General features: G+C 44.7%; 13 protein-coding genes and 5 tRNA genes. 1 reads left to right on the top strand and 17 read right to left on the bottom strand.

Features of this window, described 5'->3' with window-relative positions; all coding sequences use genetic code 11:
- Positions 1–18: 18 nt before the first annotated feature.
- The 16 genes from rpoB to murB all read right to left on the bottom strand — a co-directional run bounded on the left by rpoB (position 19) and on the right by murB (position 12,703).
- Positions 19–4,086: a DNA-directed RNA polymerase subunit beta gene (gene rpoB, locus CW740_RS01920; protein ID WP_106645959.1), complete on the bottom strand. Its 4,068-nt coding sequence runs from the start codon at positions 4,084–4,086 to the stop codon at positions 19–21.
- A gap of 168 nt (positions 4,087–4,254) precedes the next feature.
- A complete protein-coding gene (rplL, locus tag CW740_RS01915) occupies positions 4,255–4,632 on the bottom strand; it encodes a 50S ribosomal protein L7/L12 (RefSeq protein WP_018625107.1) in 378 nt (125 codons plus the stop codon).
- A 78-nt stretch (positions 4,633–4,710) separates the two neighbouring features.
- On the bottom strand, positions 4,711–5,238 hold the full coding sequence (gene rplJ / locus CW740_RS01910; protein WP_106645958.1) for a 50S ribosomal protein L10: 528 nt from the start codon (positions 5,236–5,238) through the stop codon (positions 4,711–4,713).
- A gap of 253 nt (positions 5,239–5,491) precedes the next feature.
- On the bottom strand, positions 5,492–6,187 hold the full coding sequence (gene rplA, locus CW740_RS01905; protein ID WP_106645957.1) for a 50S ribosomal protein L1: 696 nt from the start codon (positions 6,185–6,187) through the stop codon (positions 5,492–5,494).
- A 4-nt stretch (positions 6,188–6,191) separates the two neighbouring features.
- Positions 6,192–6,620, bottom strand: coding sequence for a 50S ribosomal protein L11 (rplK, locus tag CW740_RS01900; protein ID WP_018625104.1), 429 nt, complete (start codon positions 6,618–6,620; stop codon positions 6,192–6,194).
- A gap of 137 nt (positions 6,621–6,757) precedes the next feature.
- Entirely contained in the window at positions 6,758–7,291 is a 534-nt protein-coding gene (gene nusG / locus CW740_RS01895; RefSeq protein ID WP_018625103.1) for a transcription termination/antitermination protein NusG, read from the bottom strand.
- A 10-nt stretch (positions 7,292–7,301) separates the two neighbouring features.
- Positions 7,302–7,673: a preprotein translocase subunit SecE gene (secE, locus tag CW740_RS01890; protein ID WP_018625102.1), complete on the bottom strand. Its 372-nt coding sequence runs from the start codon at positions 7,671–7,673 to the stop codon at positions 7,302–7,304.
- A 49-nt stretch (positions 7,674–7,722) separates the two neighbouring features.
- Positions 7,723–7,798, bottom strand: a tRNA-Trp gene (locus CW740_RS01885).
- 62 nt (positions 7,799–7,860) lie between these two features.
- Positions 7,861–9,051, bottom strand: coding sequence for an elongation factor Tu (tuf, locus tag CW740_RS01880; protein WP_106645956.1), 1,191 nt, complete (start codon positions 9,049–9,051; stop codon positions 7,861–7,863).
- A gap of 127 nt (positions 9,052–9,178) precedes the next feature.
- A tRNA-Thr gene (locus CW740_RS01875) sits at positions 9,179–9,254 on the bottom strand.
- Positions 9,255–9,273: 19 nt separating this feature from the next.
- Positions 9,274–9,347: transfer RNA gene (locus tag CW740_RS01870), tRNA-Gly, on the bottom strand.
- Between the two features lie 98 nt (positions 9,348–9,445).
- Positions 9,446–9,529, bottom strand: a tRNA-Tyr gene (locus tag CW740_RS01865).
- 125 nt (positions 9,530–9,654) lie between these two features.
- A tRNA-Thr gene (locus CW740_RS01860) sits at positions 9,655–9,730 on the bottom strand.
- Between the two features lie 96 nt (positions 9,731–9,826).
- Positions 9,827–10,675, bottom strand: coding sequence for a type III pantothenate kinase (locus tag CW740_RS01855; protein ID WP_106645955.1), 849 nt, complete (start codon positions 10,673–10,675; stop codon positions 9,827–9,829).
- 18 nt (positions 10,676–10,693) lie between these two features.
- A complete protein-coding gene (gene birA, locus CW740_RS01850) occupies positions 10,694–11,671 on the bottom strand; it encodes a bifunctional biotin--[acetyl-CoA-carboxylase] ligase/biotin operon repressor BirA (RefSeq protein ID WP_106645954.1) in 978 nt (325 codons plus the stop codon).
- Positions 11,672–12,703, bottom strand: a complete 1,032-nt coding sequence (murB, locus tag CW740_RS01845; protein WP_106645953.1) for a UDP-N-acetylmuramate dehydrogenase — start codon at positions 12,701–12,703, stop codon at positions 11,672–11,674.
- Positions 12,704–12,891: 188 nt separating this feature from the next.
- Between murB and CW740_RS01840 the strand changes: the two genes are divergently transcribed.
- On the top strand, positions 12,892–14,190 hold the full coding sequence (locus CW740_RS01840) for a metal-dependent hydrolase family protein (protein WP_106645952.1): 1,299 nt from the start codon (positions 12,892–12,894) through the stop codon (positions 14,188–14,190).
- A 61-nt stretch (positions 14,191–14,251) separates the two neighbouring features.
- Here the strand turns inward: CW740_RS01840 and CW740_RS01835 are convergent, their stop codons facing one another.
- Positions 14,252–14,743, bottom strand: coding sequence for a hypothetical protein (locus CW740_RS01835; RefSeq protein ID WP_106645951.1), 492 nt, complete (start codon positions 14,741–14,743; stop codon positions 14,252–14,254).
- Positions 14,744–14,953: the final 210 nt, after the last annotated feature.

Raw genomic sequence — 14,953 nt, 5'->3', positions numbered from 1 at the left:
CGATGGAGTCGCCAGTGCTTAATCTTCGTGCTCAAGCTCAATGTTAATCGCCAATGAGCGGATTTCCTTAGTCAATACATTGAATGACTCAGGCATACCCGGCTCCATGCGATGGTCGCCATCCACAATGTTTTTGTACATGCGGGTACGGCCATTCACATCATCCGACTTAACTGTGAGCATTTCTTGCAAGGTATAAGCAGCACCGTAAGCTTCCAGTGCCCACACCTCCATCTCACCGAAACGCTGACCACCGAACTGAGCTTTACCACCCAATGGTTGCTGGGTAACCAAGCTGTACGAACCTGTTGAACGAGCGTGCATCTTGTCGTCAATCAAGTGATTCAGTTTAAGCATGTACATGTAGCCAACGGTTACCGGACGTTCAAAACGATCACCGGTACGGCCATCATATAACCAGCTTTGGCCAGTCTTAGGCAGTTCAGCCAATTCATACATGGCATGAATATCTTCTTCTGTCGCACCATCGAATACAGGTGTAGCCATTGGCACACCGGCACGTAGGTTTGCAGCCATTGCCATTACCTCGTCGTCTGTCATTTCTGACAAATCGACAGCCTTGTCATCGCGATGGTTGTAAACCTTATTGAGGAACGTACGTACAGTTTTTGGAGCTTTACCGGTATCCAGTAATTCACCAATTTTGATACCAACACCTTTTGCGGCCCACCCCAGATGCGTTTCTAGAATCTGACCAATGTTCATACGTGAAGGAACGCCCAGAGGATTCAGAACAATATCCACTGGCTCGCCGTTTTCGTCATATGGCATATCTTCAATTGGAACAATGGTTGAAATCACACCTTTGTTACCGTGACGACCAGCCATCTTATCACCAGGCTGAATTCGACGTTTAACTGCAAGATAAACCTTAACGATTTTCTGCACACCAGGAGCCAAATCATCACCTTGAGTAATTTTTAGCTTCTGTACTTCAAATTTCTTGTCGTACTCTTTACGCTGTTCGGCAAGGTAGTTAGCCAAGCTTTCCAGTGCCTGTTGTTTTTCTTCAACACGTAACTGAATTTCTAAATACTGAGCAGGTTCAAGGCTGTCTAAGTAGTCAGCAGTAATTTTGCTACCTTTCTTAAACTTGTTTGGACCTTTTTCACCAACACAACCCATAACCAGGTTACGTGCACGCTGGTAAATACTTTCAGCCAGAATACGGAACTCATCATTTAAGTCCTTCTTCGCTCTAGCTACTTCAGCATTTTCAATTTCTTTTGCACGAGCATCTTTTTCAACACCGTCACGGGTAAAGACTTGAACGTCGATAACCGTACCATGTGTAGAAGTGCCCACACGTAGTGATGTATCTTTCACATCGGAAGCTTTCTCACCAAAGATGGCACGCAACAACTTCTCCTCTGGAGTAAGTTGAGTTTCACCTTTAGGAGTAACTTTACCGACTAGAATGTCACCTGGTTTAACCTCTGCACCAATATAAACAATACCTGATTCATCAAGTTTGCTTAGCGCACTTTCACCAACATTCGGGATATCGGCGGTAATTTCTTCTGGACCAAGCTTAGTATCACGAGAAATACAGGTTAGCTCCTGAATATGGATACTGGTGAAACGATCTTCCTGTACCACTTTTTCAGAGATTAGGATCGAATCCTCGAAGTTGTAACCATTCCACGGCATGAACGCCACACGCATATTTTGACCAAGCGCTAGCTCACCAAGGTCAGTTGATGGGCCATCCGCAAGTACATCGCCACGAGCAACAATGTCGCCCTGCTTAACAATAGGACGCTGGTTAATACATGTATTCTGGTTAGAGCGCGTATATTTGGTGAAGTTATAAATATCAACACCAGAATCGTTATCGCCCACCTCATCTTCATTAACGCGGATTACAACACGGCTGGCATCAACCTGATCAACAACACCGCCACGTTTTGCTGCAACCACAACACCCGAATCAACAGCAACGGTTCTTTCCATACCAGTACCAACCAATGGCTTTTCAGCTCGTAAAGTTGGAACTGCCTGACGTTGCATGTTAGAACCCATCAATGCACGGTTCGCATCATCGTGCTCAAGGAATGGAATCATACTCGCTGCAACAGATACGATCTGCTGTGGCGATACGTCCATATATTGAACCTGTTCCGGAGTGGCTAACATGAACTCGCCCTGGAAACGCGATGGAACCAGGTCATCTGAGAATGCACCATTCTTATCAAGGTTGGCGTTAGCCTGTGCAATCACGAACTTGCCTTCGTCGATTGCAGACAAGTAATCAACTTCTGCCGTTGGCTTACCATCAGCAACACGGCGGTAAGGAGTTTCAAGGAAACCATACTGGTTTGTTCTGGCATAACACGCCAATGAGTTAATCAAACCAATGTTTGGACCTTCCGGGGTTTCAATCGGACAAACACGACCATAGTGAGTTGGGTGAACGTCTCGAACCTCGAAGCCTGCGCGTTCACGCGTCAAACCACCAGGGCCTAATGCAGAAACACGACGCTTGTGAGTAATCTCAGACAATGGATTGTTCTGATCCATAAACTGAGATAACTGGCTAGAACCAAAGAATTCTTTAACGGCAGCCGAAACCGGCTTGGCGTTAATCAAATCCTGCGGCATAAGGTTTTCACTTTCAGCCTGCGATAGGCGCTCTTTAACAGCGCGCTCAACACGAACCAAACCTACACGGAATTGGTTCTCAGCCATTTCACCAACGCAACGAATACGACGGTTACCTAAGTGGTCGATGTCATCGACTGTACCGTTACCGTTACGGATATCGATCAATGTCTTAATAACATCAATGATATCGTCGTTAGATAATGTACCTTCACCTTCAATCTCATCACGGCCAACACGACGGTTGAACTTCATACGTCCAACGCGCGACAGGTCATAACGTTCAAGATTAAAGAATAAATTTTCAAATAGTGCTTCTGCAGCATCCTGTGTCGGCGGTTCGCCTGGACGCATCATGCGATAGATTTCAACTTTCGCTTCAAGTGGTGTGCGAGTTGAATCGATACGCAAGGTATCTGACATGTAAGGACCATGGTCAAGGTCATTGGTGTAAAGAGTTGGCACCTCAGTTACACCTGCTTCGATCATTTTTTCCAAGATCTCTTCAGTAATCTCAGCGTTAGCTTCTGCTATGATTTCGCCAGATTCCTTATCGATAATGTCGGTTGCTAATGCACGGCCATAGATGTATTCAGTTGGCACATCCAACTTCTTAACACCGGCCTTTTCAAGCTGAGCAATATGTCGAGGAGTAATACGACGACCTTCTTCAACAACCACTTTGCCTTTGGCTTTAATTTCAAAAGTAGCGGTTTCACCACGCAAACGCGAAGGGATCAGTTCTAACTGAACTTCGCCTTTCTTAGTAATGTAGAAGTTGTTACGCTCAAAGAACATGTCAAGCATGTCCTGGGTATTGTAACCCAATGAACGCAAAATAATTGACGCTGGCAATTTACGGCGACGGTCGATTCGCACGTAAAGCATATCTTTTGGATCAAACTCAAAGTCTAACCATGAACCACGGTAAGGAATTACCCGTGCTTGATATAATAGTTTTCCTGAGCTGTGCGTTTTTCCTCGATCAGAATCGAAGAACACACCAGGACTACGGTGTAACTGAGAAACAATAACACGCTCAGTGCCGTTAATAACGAAAGTACCGTTTTCTGTCATCAACGGTAGTTCGCCCATAAATACTTCCTGCTCGCGAATATCCTTTACTTTTTTGGTCTTAGAGTCTTTATCATAAATGACCAGACGGATTTTAACGCGAAGCGGCGCAGCATAAGTTATGCCACGAATTTGACATTCTTTAACATTAAAGACAGGTTCGCCTAATGAATATCCAACGTATTCTAGTGCAGCGTTACCTGAATAACTTTCAATTGGGAAAATAGACCTGAACGCTGAGTCCAAACCTGAATCCTCATCGCCTCTTGGCTCAAGAAATTCACGGTATGAATCTTTTTGGATTGCCAAAAGATAAGGCACATCGAGAATATTGGAACGTCGACCAAAATCCTTGCGGATTCGCTTTTTCTCAGTGTATGAATATGCCATGCGGGTTCCTCGGCTAGCTAGCTTTTAACCAGTGATATATTGCGTAGAAATTTCTACTTAGTGTGGCTCTTAACCACTTGCCGCTAAAACGGCAAAAGGCCGGTGACTAAGTCACCAGCCATTTTGGACTGTTTGCTGTCGAATGTAGACACCAAGTAATAAAGGTTATTACTTGATTTCAACTTCTGCGCCAGCTTCTTCCAATTGCTTCTTGATGTCTTCAGCTTCTGCTTTCTCAACACCTTCTTTAACAGCAACAGGAGCGCCTTCAACCATGTCTTTAGCTTCTTTCAAGCCAAGACCAGTGATGCCGCGGATAGCTTTAATTACAGCTACTTTGTTACCGCCGAAGCTTTTCATTACTACGTCAAATTCAGTTTGCTCTGCGGCTGCAGCAGCGTCACCGCCAGCAGCTGGGCCAGCTACTGCAACAGCAGCGGCAGCAGAAACACCAAATTTTTCTTCCATTGCTTCAACAAGTTCAACAACTTCCATTACGCTCATTTCAGCAATAGCGTTCAAGATATCATCTTTAGATAGAGCCATTTCTAGTCTCCTGGGTATATAAATTTAAAATTAACAAAATGTTAAAACTACGGTTAAACAGATCTCGAACTAAGAGTCTTAAGCCGCTTGTTTTTGATCGCGAACAGCAGCAACCACACGAGTAACTTTGGCAGGTACTTCCTTGAAAGTACGTGCAAGCTTGGTGATAGGTGCGTTCATAACCATCATCAATGTAGCAAGTGCTTCGTCTCTTGTTGGCAAGGCAGCCACAGCGTCAAGACGCTCAGGACCATGTAACTCACCACCAATAGCAATACCGGTTACTTCAAGCTGTTTGTTCTCTTTCGCAAAGTCTTTGAAAAGACGAGCAGCTGCACCAGGTGCATCAATTGAGAACGCATAAACTAAAGGACCAGTTAATGCATCTTGCATACAAGCGAACTCAGTGTCTTCAACAGCGCGACGAGCAAGCGTGTTACGAATAACGCGCACATATACATTGCTTTCACGTGCTTTCACGCGAAGCGCAGTCATTTGCTCAACTGTTAAACCGCGGTACTCAGCTACTACGGCTGAAAGGGCGTCTTTTGCTACTGTATTTACTTCAGCAACAATCGCCTTTTTGCCTTCAAGTCCAAGTGCCACTAGTTCACCTCCAGTTTTTCGAACCTTTGCTTTCGCTCCGGTCGAGTTTTACGTTTGATAAGGCGAGCCTTATCCTTTGAGTTACGGTGAACGATTCCACTTAAAAAAGTTTCATCAAGGTCTCACCGTCTGCGTAGGCAATGATTAAACCAGTTTGTCGTAATCACGAGTGATAAACGATTCACCAGTACCTACGGTCTTTGACGGTTCCCTGAATTGCTTTCACACCCCAGGAAACCCAAAGCCCTTATAATCAGTCTTTAAGCGATAAGCTTGACTGATCGATTGCTAAACCAGGACCCATAGTTGAAGAAAGTGAAATTTTCTTCATATAAGTACCTTTTGATGAAGCTGGTTTAGCTTTTTTCAATGCGATTAATAAACTGGTTAAGTTTTCTAAAAGCGCATTGCTATCAAATGTTACCTTACCGATTGCAGCGTGAACGATACCGTTCTTATCTGCACGATATTGAACCTGACCAGCTTTAGCATTTTTAACAGCAGTTGCTACATCAGGAGTTACCGTTCCAACTTTTGGGTTTGGCATTAAGCCACGAGGACCTAAGATTTGACCCAATTGACCAACCACACGCATCGCGTCTGGACTAGCAATTACTACGTCAAAATCTAAGTTACCTTTTTTAACTTGCTCAGCTAAATCATCCATACCAGCGATATCAGCACCAGCTGCTTTAGCTTCATCAACATTGTTGGTGAATACTGCAACTCGAACGTCTTTACCAGTACCATTTGGAAGAACGGTAGCACCACGTACAACCTGATCAGATTTACGAGGATCAATACCTAGATTTACTGCAACTTCAACGCTTTCGTCGAACTTCACAGCAGAAACTTCTTTTAACAACTGAATTGCTTCTTCAGCTGAAAAGATTGTGCGACCAGCAACTTTCTCATTGATGGCGCGAATACGTTTTGAAATTTTAGCCATTATCTTAACCCTCTACGTCAACGCCCATTGAGCGTGCTGTGCCAGCGATTGTTTTAACGGCCGCATCCATATCCGCAGCTGTCAAATCAGGCTCTTTAGTTTTTGCAATCTCTTCCAACTGAGCACGAGTAATCTTGCCCACTTTCTTGGTGTTAGGAGTTGCACTACCAGACTTCAGGCCTAATGCTTTTAAGATAAGAACCGCTGCTGGAGGGGTTTTAGTAATAAAGGTAAAGCTACGATCATTATAAACAGTGATAACTACTGGAATAGGAAGACCTTTTTCCACTTTCTCTGTTTGTGCGTTAAAAGCTTTACAGAATTCCATGATGTTCACACCATGCTGACCCAAAGCAGGACCAACTGGTGGACTTGGATTAGCCATACCGGCTGCTACTTGTAGCTTAATATAAGCTTCGACTTTCTTAGCCATGTTTCACCTCTATGTGGGTTCAAGCGCTAGTTACCCTAGCTCCCCGGTTTAACAAAAAATGTCTTTTTTACAAAGACAATAAAGCGCTCCCCGTGTTGGTTCCCCAAACAGAGATGCGCTGAATTAATTTAAAATGCCTAGCCTTTTTCGACTTGGCTGAACTCCAATTCTACAGGAGTTGAGCGTCCAAAGATAGAGACAGACACTTGTAAACGGCTTTTCTCGTAGTTAACAGACTCTACGACACCGTTGAAGTCCGCAAACGGACCATCAGTAACCCGAACCATTTCACCGGGTTCAAACAATACTTTCGGTTTCGGTTTATCACCACTGTCTTCTATACGATTCAGGATCGCATTGGCTTCTTTCTCACTGATTGGAGCTGGTCGATCTGAAGTACCGCCAATAAAGCCCATGACACGTGGAGTATTACGAACAACCTGCCAGGATTCCTCATCCATTTCCATCTGAACAAGCACATAACCTGGGAAAAATTTACGCTCACTACGTCTTTTCTGGCCAGCTCTCATCTCCACCACTTCTTCAGTAGGGACAAGAATCTCACCAAATTTATCTTCTAAACCAGATAACTGGATACGTTCTTCCAGCATGGTTTTGACTTTGTTCTCATAGCCTGAAAAGGCCTGTACAACGTACCAACGTAGTGCCATGCAAGAACTCCTAGCCGATGATCGGACTAATTAAAAAGCTATTTATTAGCCAGTCGATTAGAGCTAAGAATAATCCAAGCAAGATCACCATGATGATAACCATAATGGTAGTTCTAACCGTCTCATTTGAGGTTGGCCAAATAACTTTACGCAACTCAGTGCGTGCTTCACGAGCAAATTTCCAAAATGCCTGCCCTTTTGCGGTAGCCATAGCAATGGCAATCGCCACAATTACGGACACTAACACAACAGCTGTGCGAATTAAAATTGACTCTTCAGACAGGTAGTTGAAGCCATAGATTCCGCCCGCGATTAATGCGAATGCTAGAAACCACTTCAATCCGTCTAATTTAGAACCTGTATTTGTCGCCTGTGCGCTCATGAAATAAACCTTTAATATCAGCCACTTAAACTTATTAATCTAAGAATAGTGGCAGGCCAGGAGGGACTCGAACCCCCAACTTTCGGTTTTGGAGACCGACGCTCTACCAATTGAACTACTGGCCTAAAACTGGTTGTCAAAAATTAAGGCAGGGAATTATACCCTGCCTTAATTGAATTGCAATTGATTATTCAATAATTTTAGCAACAACACCCGCGCCTACTGTACGACCGCCTTCACGGATCGCAAAGCGCAAACCTTCGTCCATCGCAATCGGAGCGATCAACTCTACGTTCATTTTGATGTTATCACCTGGCATAACCATCTCTACGCCTTCTGGTAACTCTACAGCACCAGTTACGTCAGTTGTACGGAAGTAGAACTGCGGACGGTAGCCTTTGAAGAATGGAGTATGACGACCACCTTCATCTTTAGATAGTACGTATACTTCAGCTTCAAAACGTGTATGTGGAGTGATAGTACCTACGTGTGCCAATACCTGACCACGCTCAACTTCATCACGCTTAGTACCACGTAGTAGTACACCAACGTTATCACCAGCTTCACCCTGGTCTAGAAGTTTACGGAACATCTCAACACCGGTAACTGTTGTTTTAGTTGTATCTTTGATACCAACGATTTCGATTTCTTCACCAACTTTAACCACACCGCTCTCAACACGGCCAGTTACTACCGTACCACGACCTGAGATTGAGAATACGTCTTCGATTGGTAACAAGAATGGCTTGTCAATCGCACGCTCTGGCTCTGGGATATAAGTATCTAGAGCTTCGCCTAATGCGATGATAGCTTCCTGACCTAATGGGCCTTCGTCACCTTCCAACGCTTTCAACGCTGAACCACGGATGATTGGAGTGTCGTCACCTGGGAATTCGTATTGATCTAGCAATTCACGAACTTCCATCTCTACTAGCTCTAACAACTCTTCGTCGTCTACCATGTCGCATTTGTTCAAGAATACGATGATTTTCGGTACACCAACCTGACGTGACAATAGGATGTGCTCACGTGTTTGTGGCATCGGGCCGTCTGCTGCTGAACATACCAAAATCGCGCCGTCCATCTGAGCAGCACCCGTGATCATGTTTTTAACATAGTCAGCGTGTCCTGGGCAGTCTACGTGTGCGTAGTGACGGTTTGGAGTTTCATACTCAACGTGTGACGTAGAAATCGTGATACCACGCTCTTTTTCTTCTGGAGCGTTGTCGATGTCTGCGAAGGCGCGTGCTGCACCACCATAGACTTTCGCCAATACGGTACAGATCGCTGCGGTTAGAGTCGTTTTACCGTGGTCAACGTGGCCAATTGTGCCCACGTTTACGTGCGGTTTCGTACGTTCAAATTTTTCTTTAGCCATTATATAGCCTCCCGGAATATCCGCGTTTTAAGTTCCAATGTTAAAACGGGTGTCTACCGGGGCATACGATCTCGTAGCTGCACCCTGCACCCTATTGTTTACCCCGATATACCTACCCGGGCAAAGCTGGTGCCGATAAGCAGATTTGAACTGCTGACCTCTCCCTTACCAAGGGAGTGCTCTACCTACTGAGCTATATCGGCAAATTGTTTGAAACAGTATTGGAGCGGGTAGCGGGAATCGAACCCGCATCATCAGCTTGGAAGGCTGAGGTTCTACCATTGAACTATACCCGCGCTTAATCCACACTGTGGTAAAGCACACGAACAGTCGTTCGCTACCCGTCAGCTCTGACTCAGTTGTCACTGATAAGAAATGCTGACTGGGTGAAAAATGGTGGAGGGGGCTGGATTCGAACCAGCGAAGCTTTCGCGTCAGATTTACAGTCTGATCCCTTTGGCCGCTCGGGAACCCCTCCAGGACTTGAGCAACATGTCTGCTCAAAAGAGCGCGCATGATGCCAATTTGTTGCAGAAATTGCAAGCAGTAATCTTTCGCTTACTGCTTTAAACTAAAGGGTTGCGTTGCAACCCTTTGGAATAATGGTGCCGGCTGCCGGAATCGAACTGGCGACCTACTGATTACAAGTCAGTTGCTCTACCTACTGAGCTAAGCCGGCTTAATCATCATGCCTTGGGCATGTCATTAAGTGGCGGGAATTTTAGCGACCTCATTTTGGTTTGGCAATGCTTTTTTATGATTTTTTTTAATTTGCCTATGAATTGGCTTTATCTGCCGTTTTTTTAAGCAAATTAGTTCGATACCAATAGAAAAGTCCCTGTAAAACCAGATCTTTTTGGTATTTTACATATTTTTTAATTGACCGGTTGAGGAGGCCACATAATTGCTCTGCATCGCCACCTGTCATAATGATCGAATTTAAACTCATATGATGGTGTAGCTTATCGATCACTGATTCCAGATAACCCACACTGGCCTGCAATGCACCAAATTCGACTGCTTGCTGAGTATTAGTTGCTAACCAGTCATTGTCACTTTTGCTGTCTGGATTATGCTGAGCACTCCATGCAATTCTTCCAGTGTCTTTAAGTAGACTGGACTGCATCAACTTCTGTCCAGGAATTATATGTCCACCGAGATGCTCTCCATTATCTCCAACCACATCCAGTGTTATCGCTGTTCCTGCATCAATAACTGCAAATGGCGGTATCGACAACTCAGTTGCTGCAACCATCGCTAACCAACGGTCTACACCTAATGCTGCAGCGACTTTATAACTGTTGACCAGTTTTGCTCCCCGCTGACTTTGATATTCGGCATCGGCCTGTGGCAGCTCGGGAGATACACCCAATGTTTCTTTTATGTGGTTGTTTAGTACTCCTCGGGTATCTTCACCAGCAACACAGCTAATTAGAACTGTATCAATGGAGTCTTTATGATCCCTCTCCACGCTATGTTTAAGTTCGTTTAGCTGCGCGCTCCATAGCTTCTGATTAAAACTTTGAATGTCCCAATAACCTGATAGCAACCAGTTAATACCGCGGGTATTATCAGTGAGTGCCCACTTGCTGCGTGTATTTCCAACATCAATTAGCAATATCATTCAGATTCATACCTTGAATTAGTGCCTGAAACGTAAGCTGACTTCACCAGCATATATTGGAACTATGCCCTTCCCCGTTTGTAGAAGGAGCGCTCCGGTTGCATCAACTCCGGCACCAATACCTTTCAGCTCCTGATTCTGCTGCAAGATGCTGACTTTTTGCCCAAAGCACTCATCAACTGCTTTCCAGTCCGCCAGGAAAGATTCAAAGCCTTTTTGCTCAAAGGTTTCTAGTGCCAGGTTAAGTTCGATAATCATTTCTGCTAACACCTGCTGGCGACTTACCTCAGGAGCTAATTCGTGCAAGTTCATCCATTCCTGTTCGATGCTCTGCGCCAGAGATGCTCCCATTTGCATATTCAGCCCAACTCCGATGACAACCTGCAATGCACCTGCCATATCACCCGATAACTCAATCAGGATCCCTCCCAGCTTTCTTCCTTGATAACGAATATCGTTTGGCCATTTCAATTGGACACCTTTAATGCCCAGCTTATTTAAAGCCTTGATGATGGCAAGGCCAACTATCAGGCTCAAGCCACCCAGCTGTTGCACTGGCATCTGAGTTTGCCAGCCCACCGACCAGTATAGATTACTGGCCAACGGTGAAACCCATTGTCGCCCTCGGCGTCCGCGACCTGCAGACTGATATTCAGCAACAAGCAGTTTCTTATGTCGAAAACCGTCACCCTTAAGCTGCTCATTGGTCGAATCTGTCAACAGCAGAACCTCACACTCCCAATCTGCCAGTCCTCGCTGCGCCATACTTTTGCTTAGATTATCTGCTTCTATGAGCTGGAGTGGCTTCAATAATCGATACCCCTTACGAGTTACCGACTCAAACTCCAAGCCTAATTCTTCAAGCTGTTGCATTAATTTCCAGATATAGGCACGGCTAACGGATAAATCTTCAGCAAGTTTCTGCCCAGAGTGAAAGTCACCATCCTTTAATAGGGATATCAGTTGCCTCAATTGCTGATCGCGATGCTCTGTCATTCAAAATATCTTCTGTTCACCAATAATCCAAACTTCCGGCTCCAGCTGAACACCAAACAGCTCAAGCACCTTATCCCGTACTTCTTTAGCAATATTAAGTATGTCCTGCCCTGTTGCCCTTCCATAATTAACCAGCACCAGAGCCTGCTTTTCATGAACACCGGCATCACCTTGCCGATAACCTTTTAAACCAGCCTGCTCAATTAGCCAACCGGCGGCTAACTTATAATGCTCATTATCGATTTGGTAAGCTACCATCTCTGGGAAGGCATTTTGTAACGTCAGGTACTGTTCTACCGTTATCACCGGATTTTTAAAAAAGGAACCAGCATTCCCTAGCTTAGCGGGGTCTGGTAGCTTGCTTCGACGAATGGCAATGACCGCCTGACTGATAATGGGGGCAGTTATTTCTGTCTTGTCTGCAAGAATCTGTTTCAATGGTGCATAGTCTATATGAGGTTGCAACTTCTTACTCAGCCGTAAAGTCACCTGCGTAATAACATAGCGGCCTTTCAAAGAGTTCTTAAAAATACTGTCTCGATAGCCAAATTGGCAATCCTCAGCCGAAAACTCCTTTACTTCTCCACTGGTCAACTCAACTGCTCGTAATGTGACAAAACAATCTTTAAGCTCAACACCATAAGCTCCAATGTTCTGAATAGGCGCCGCACCGACATTACCCGGAATAAGCGACAGGTTCTCCAGTCCACTATAGCCGTTACTTAAAGTATCCAATACCAGCTCATGCCAATTCACTCCGGCACCGGCAGTTACCAGCACTTCATCACTAGCCCCTTTTTCCTGATAAGCGATCCCCAGTATGTTGGGTTGGATAAAGGTTAGATCGATATGATCAAGCAGGAGTAAGTTACTCCCCCCACCAAGAATGAATAGAGAGTCGATATCAGGCTGGCTGTCTCTTAACCAAGATTGAATTGCCTGCTCATCATTAAAGCTAAGCAGCTCGTTACAGGTAGCCTCAATACCGAAGGTATTAAAAGGTTTTAATGAAGCAGGAACTGATTGAGCCAAGACTAATGCCTGTTAAATTAGATATATAAGTTGCCTGCATTGTATCAAAAGCTACTTGAAATACTATCGTCAGACATTCGCTGAATTAACAGTTAGTTACAGTTTTGGTAAAAAGCCTAAGTCAACTCGATTGCACTGCACCAAGAATTGAGGTATTTCTGTATGCACTATTTAAATGGGGGAACACTATGAAGATATCTAAGACAGCACTTGCACTGACAACACTTTTAGCAAGTCTACCTTTAAGTTCAAGCTTTGCTGCAGATGAAAGTGCAGCGGAGCAATGGCTCCATTGTGGCAACTTGATTGACACACAGGAAGGCGAAGTCCTGGGCCAACACTATATAAAAATTAGCGGTAACAAGATTACCGAGGTAACCACTAACAAACCTGCCAGTGCCTCATTAATAGACCTTAGTGAAAAAACCTGCCTACCAGGCTTGATGGACATGCACGTCCATCTGGATGGAGAAATGAGCCCTACGGCTTATGTTGAGGGATTTACCTTAAACCCTGCAGATCTTGCTTACCGCGCCCATGAATATGGCATGCGTACTTTACTCGCAGGCTTCACCACTGTTCGCAATCCTGGCGATAGCTACAATGTGACCATTTCACTTCGCAATGCCATTAATCAGGGCTGGGTATCTGGGCCACGTATTTATTCAGCAGGTAAGTCGATCGCTTCAACAGGAGGTCATGCGGACCCGACCAACGGCGTCAATGCCGATTTGATGGGTGACCCTGGTCCGAAACAAGGGGTGGTAAACAGTGTAGATGATGCCAAGAAAGCAGTTCGTCAGCGTTATAAGGAAGGCGCTGATTTTATCAAGGTTACTGCAACTGGCGGTGTCCTGAGTCTTGCTAAAAGTGGTCAGAATCCACAGTTTACCGTTGCAGAGCTTAAAGCCATTATTGATACCGCAAACGACTATGGTATGCATGTAGCCGCGCACGCCCACGGAAAAGAAGGCATGTTACGTGCGATTGAAGCCGGAATCACCAGTATTGAGCATGGTACCTACATGGATAAAGAAGTCATGCGAGCCATGAAAAAACACGGTACCTATTATGTGCCAACGGTTATCGCTGGTAAGTTTGTTGCCGAAAAAGCTGAAATTGATGGCTTTTTCCCAGAAATCGTTCGTCCCAAAGCGCGTGCAGTGGGCCCTCAAATACAGAATACGTTCGCAGAAGCCTACGACTATGGTGTCAAAATTGCTTTTGGTACCGACAGTGGTGTATCAGCACATGGTGATAATGCCAAAGAATTTGTCTACATGGTTGAAGCCGGCATGCCTGCCATGGCGGCCATTCAAAGCGCAACTGTAACTTCAGCTGAATTACTTGGAAATGATCAGATTGGAGTGATTGCAGAAGGTAAGTTAGCCGACATTATTGCAGTGGACGGAAATCCGGCTGAAGATATTACCCTTTTACAAAATATTCAGTTTGTAATGAAAGACGGTAAAATCTATAAACAGTAAAGCTCATCGCTCAAAATAAGCCGGCCGATTACAAATGGTGAGCAGGCCGGCTTTCTTGTAATCACAGTGAAATAGTATAACGGTCGTCCTCATTGACAGTACCAACTTCCTGTACCAGGCTTTTATTGCTGTCAAACACCGTAGCAGTATTGGCAATCGAGTAATCAAAATAAAGCTTGCGATAAACTCTTTCCTCATCGATGCGTGGTGTCAAGAACCTGATTTGTATCTCACGACCATTACGGGAGTGAATTTCATAAAAAGAAGTTTTGGTGCCAACTTTGTGTAAATTACCGCTGAGAATATAGTGCAGGTCATATGAACCATCAGAATACGACTCGCTGCTTTTCTGTATTCTCCAACCAGCCTTTCTCATCTCTTCTTCATAGCTGGCAGCTTTAGAACTCACTTCTTCTTGAGTAGTAAACTCCCAGTCTGGCATAACAATGATTGCCATTGTCGTGTCGCCATTCTTCTGGATACGTAACATTTCATCCTGTGACCAGCAACCAGCGAGTAACGCGATACTTAATATCATCCCCAAAAATTTCATTCTGATGTCCTAGCTTTGGTTTTTTCCAAAGAATGTCAGATTGTCTGGTAGAAAGCAATTGCATTTAATATTGGCCTCTTTAGCGATAGAACTAACACCCAGCTTGAATAATGTGTATAATCGCCCCCGTTAAGCAAGTGGTCAGTTCAGTACATCCTTTCTACGATTATTCCGCGATTGTTGTATCTTTTGAAATTGGGTTTTCAGGTG

The organism is Kangiella profundi, assembly GCF_002838765.1.
Classification (GTDB): Bacteria; Pseudomonadota; Gammaproteobacteria; order Enterobacterales; family Kangiellaceae; genus Kangiella; species Kangiella profundi.
This window is presented reverse-complemented; position numbering and strand designations above follow the sequence as displayed.

Bases quoted from the DNA above. Each gene is read 5' to 3' on its own strand.
- rpoB (WP_106645959.1), bottom strand. From the start codon at position 4,086: ATGGCATATTCATACACTGAGAAAAAGCGAATCCGCAAGGATTTTGGT.
- rplL (WP_018625107.1), bottom strand. From the start codon at position 4,632: ATGGCTCTATCTAAAGATGATATCTTGAACGCTATTGCTGAAATGAGC.
- rplA (WP_106645957.1), bottom strand. From the start codon at position 6,187: ATGGCTAAAATTTCAAAACGTATTCGCGCCATCAATGAGAAAGTTGCT.
- rplK (WP_018625104.1), bottom strand. From the start codon at position 6,620: ATGGCTAAGAAAGTCGAAGCTTATATTAAGCTACAAGTAGCAGCCGGT.
- nusG (WP_018625103.1), bottom strand. From the start codon at position 7,291: ATGGCACTACGTTGGTACGTTGTACAGGCCTTTTCAGGCTATGAGAAC.
- secE (WP_018625102.1), bottom strand. From the start codon at position 7,673: ATGAGCGCACAGGCGACAAATACAGGTTCTAAATTAGACGGATTGAAG.
- tuf (WP_106645956.1), bottom strand. From the start codon at position 9,051: ATGGCTAAAGAAAAATTTGAACGTACGAAACCGCACGTAAACGTGGGC.
- CW740_RS01855 (WP_106645955.1), bottom strand. From the start codon at position 10,675: ATGATATTGCTAATTGATGTTGGAAATACACGCAGCAAGTGGGCACTC.
- birA (WP_106645954.1), bottom strand. From the start codon at position 11,671: ATGACAGAGCATCGCGATCAGCAATTGAGGCAACTGATATCCCTATTA.
- CW740_RS01840 (WP_106645952.1), top strand. From the start codon at position 12,892: ATGAAGATATCTAAGACAGCACTTGCACTGACAACACTTTTAGCAAGT.
- CW740_RS01835 (WP_106645951.1), bottom strand. From the start codon at position 14,743: ATGAAATTTTTGGGGATGATATTAAGTATCGCGTTACTCGCTGGTTGC.